General features: G+C 58.1%; 2 protein-coding genes. Both read left to right on the top strand.

Annotation, left to right across the window (positions count from 1 at the left end; translation table 11 throughout):
• A partial coding sequence (locus NW827_RS11430; protein WP_414503715.1) for an extracellular solute-binding protein occupies window positions 1-794 on the top strand: 794 nt, incomplete at its 5' end.
• 108 nt (window positions 795-902) lie between these two features.
• Window positions 903-2,105, top strand: coding sequence for a carbohydrate ABC transporter permease (locus NW827_RS11425; protein WP_414503714.1), 1,203 nt, complete (start codon window positions 903-905; stop codon window positions 2,103-2,105).
• Window positions 2,106-2,318 lie beyond the last annotated feature (213 nt).

The raw sequence follows: 2,318 nt of genomic DNA, 5'->3' as shown, positions 1-2,318 counted from the left end.
TCATGGCCCTCCCCGATGCGCCCCAGGGTTGCGTTACCTGGCCTAACCACGGCTGGTTCTACGAGCAGTGGATGGCGCAGCAGAATGCTCTCTTGGCCAACAACGAAAATGGCCGCGCCGCCCGTGCCACCCAGGTCTTTTTAGACTCGGAGCCCTCGGTAGCCATCGCCACCTGGTGGAAAAGGATGTACGACAAAGGCTACTACCTCTACAGCGGCAAGCAACGGGATTGGGCGGCCACGGAACAGGCCATCCAAACCGGCACCGTCGCCATGGCCATCACCAGCAGCGCCGATGTGGCCAACATCACCAACGCCGCCAAGCGGAACAATATCGAGCTAGTCACCACCCGCATGCCCTACAACGCCGACAAAGGTTGGACGGGGAACTTGATTGGGGGAGCCAGCCTTTGGTTGCTGAAGGATCTGCCCAAAGAGGTGGAAGAGGGGGCACTGACCTTCATGTTGTGGCTGAATAGCACCGAAAATGCTGCCGAGTGGCACAAGGTAACTGGCTATCTGCCCATTCGCAAAAGCTCGGTAGCCTTGCTGGAGTCGCAGGGCTGGTTCAAGGAAAACCCCAACTTCTTCACTGCCATCGACCAAATCAACAACTCCAAGGTCACCCCTGCCACCCGTGGGGCGTTGCTGGGAGCCTTTCCTGAGATTCGCAACGTGGTGACCCAGACTATGGAAGATCTCATGCTCAAGGGCGGGGATCCGGCCCAGGCCATGGCTAAGGCCAACGAGGAGGCCAACCGCCTGCTGGCCGAGTACAACTCCCTCTATCAGTAATTGGCCGGTAGCTGGGATGCTGTCAGATTGACGGCGAAATCGAGGATAGGGGGTGGGCGGCGACCTGCCCCTTTCCTGGCTTTTGCAAGGTTAGAGGGGAAAGTGAACATGAGGGAAGGAATGCAAGTGCTGGTGCCACTACTGGCAGGGTTGTCAGGGGCCCTCTGGGTGGGATCCCGTTTTCGGCGCATCGGGCAGCCTGTACTGCTAGGAACGGCTCTGGGAGGGCTGGCAGGAGGGTTGGGATCCCTAATCTTCATGGTGCCGCTGGATTTTTGCACCTTTGCGCCAGAGCGCAAGGCCATCGACTTCGCTTTTGGCGTGGGGCTGGTGCTGGCGGGCATGGCCATCCCCCTCTGGCCGCTGCTGGCGTGGGTCGGCAAGGAGCGGAAGCGCCGCCTGGGGATCCCCAGTGCAACCCCCCAAGAGAGGGGTATCTTCAAGCAGGGGTGGCTGGCGTGGCTGCTCTTGTTGCCCACCTTCACCATTTTGGTGGTGTTTCTCTACTATCCAGGGCTGGATACCCTGCGCCTTTCCACTCTGCTCACCTTTGTGGGGGCGCCGCGCAGCCGCTTCGTCTGTGTGGATAACTTTACCGCTCTGCTGACAGATTCCACCTATCTGCGCAGCCTAGGGATTACCTTCGCCATTTCGGCCGCCATCGTGGTGCTGGGGCTGAGCGGATCCCTGTTGATCGCCACGTTGCTCTACCAGCCCATTCGCGGAGCGGCGATCTATCGCATCTTACTGATCTGGCCCTACGCCATTTCGCCAGCAGTGGCCGGCATCATCTTTTTCATTATCTTCAACCCCTTGGGCGGTGTAGCCAACTACTTACTGGGGCTGGTAGGGATCCCACGTTTGAACTGGCTGGGGGATCCCAAGTTAGCCCCTTGGGTGGTGATCTTTGCCAGCGTTTGGAAGCAGATGGGCTACAACATTTTGTTTTATTTGGCCGGGCTGCAAAACCTGCCTAAAGACTTGCAGGAGGCGGCTGCCATTGATGGGGCGGGGGCCCTTCGCCGCTTTTTTTCCATCACCCTACCGCTGCTTTCCCCCATCACCTTCTTTTTGGTGATCACCAACATGACCTACGCCTTTTTTGATATTTTTGGCACCATTGATCTGCTGACTGCTGGCGGCCCTTCTGGATCCACCTCGGTGCTGATCTACGAAATCTACAAAATCGGTATATCGTCGGGCAATTTGGGCAGAGCAGCCGCCCAATCAATTGTGCTCTTCTTAATTGTGGTAGGCCTGACGATCCTGCAATTCCGCACCACCGAACGTCATGTAACCTATGGAGGATAAAGTTTTAGCTTCCCCTCTCCGCGAGGAGAAAAGCTAAGGATAAAGGTTGACCTACCCCCCTGCCTGAAGGCAGGGGGATTCTTGTTCTGGGCTCCACGGGCGCACCTAGTTGGGTCGCACCTTCCCAGCAGCGGTGTCCCCTTGCAGGGTGGTTCTCTGCTCAGGATCACCACCCCCCAAGAGAGTGCCTGTTGCACCTGCCAGCCTCTTAGC

This window comes from Synechococcus sp. H70.1 (assembly GCF_047502705.1).
In the GTDB taxonomy this organism is placed as follows: domain Bacteria; phylum Cyanobacteriota; class Cyanobacteriia; order Thermostichales; family Thermostichaceae; genus Thermostichus.
This window is presented reverse-complemented; position numbering and strand designations above follow the sequence as displayed.